This is a genomic window from Psychrobacillus soli, from assembly GCF_006861775.1.
Lineage (GTDB): Bacteria > Bacillota > Bacilli > Bacillales_A > Planococcaceae > Psychrobacillus > Psychrobacillus soli.
On sequence record NZ_VDGG01000093.1, the window covers coordinates 422 to 1,474 of the forward strand.

At 41.0% G+C, this 1,053-nt stretch carries 1 pseudogene; it reads right to left on the bottom strand.

Features of this window, described 5'->3' with window-relative positions:
* A pseudogene (locus tag FG383_RS21425) lies at positions 1 to 333 on the bottom strand (group II intron reverse transcriptase/maturase); the annotation flags it as partial.
* Positions 334 to 1,053: the final 720 nt, after the last annotated feature.

Consider the following 1,053-nt stretch of genomic DNA (forward strand, 5'->3'; position numbering starts at 1 on the left):
TCTAAAGCCGTAACTGAATTCACTGAACTGCTTTTCAAATATCGGACTGAGTACTTGGTGAATGGCTTGTTGGACTACCCTATCCACTACTGTTGGTATTCCCAATTTGCGCATCTTCCCATTTTCTTTTGGGATTTCCACTCGTAAGGCAGCTTGTGGTTGGTATTTTCTTGTTCTGATGCGCTGCCGTAGCTCATCCTTGTTCTCTCTCAGATATTGTTTCAGTTCATCGACCGTTATTCCATCGACACCACTTGCACCCTTATTTCTATAGACACGCAAGTAGGCATCATTCATGTTTTGATTACTAAGAATCTTTTCTAAAAGTTTCACACTCGTTTCTCCTTTCCTCTCACGTAGTAAATGATATCTCCATTTTGGTTATCCTCTGGGTTACGCTCATACTTTTACCATTAACACATTCGGAGTTCGTCACTTACGCATTCGTGGCGTTGAAACACTATAAATTGTTCAGCCCTTCATGAATTACTTCATTACTATGGCTTCTGCTGACTTCTTNATTTCTATAGACACGCAAGTAGGCATCATTCATGTTTTGATTACTAAGAATCTTTTCTAAAAGTTTCACACTCGTTTCTCCTTTCCTCTCACGTAGTAAATGATATCTCCATTTTGGTTATCCTCTGAGTTACGCTCATACTTTTACCATTAACACATTCGGAGTTCGTCACTTACGCATTCGTGGCGTTGAAACACTATAAATTGTTCAGCCCTTCATGAATTACTTCATTACTATGGCTTCTGCTGACTTCTTGCGATTAACCTTTTCCGACTGTATTTATGTACATCCGCAAGACCTCCCAGGGTAAGACAACTATCTTTCCTCTTTTACTCGCCTGATTTACCCTATCAAGTTACGCACATCTTTTGGACTTTGACTTGTCTTGGAGTCTCATCCCTTTATAGAGCCTTAGTATCAGATTTCTGTTCGTCGAGCCAAGATTTTATTCCACGCTTCCTCCAGCCCTTACCTCACGATAAGTACCTTGCGCTTCCTTAGTGGTTGGTCGATGTGTACCCCCACAGTGGACT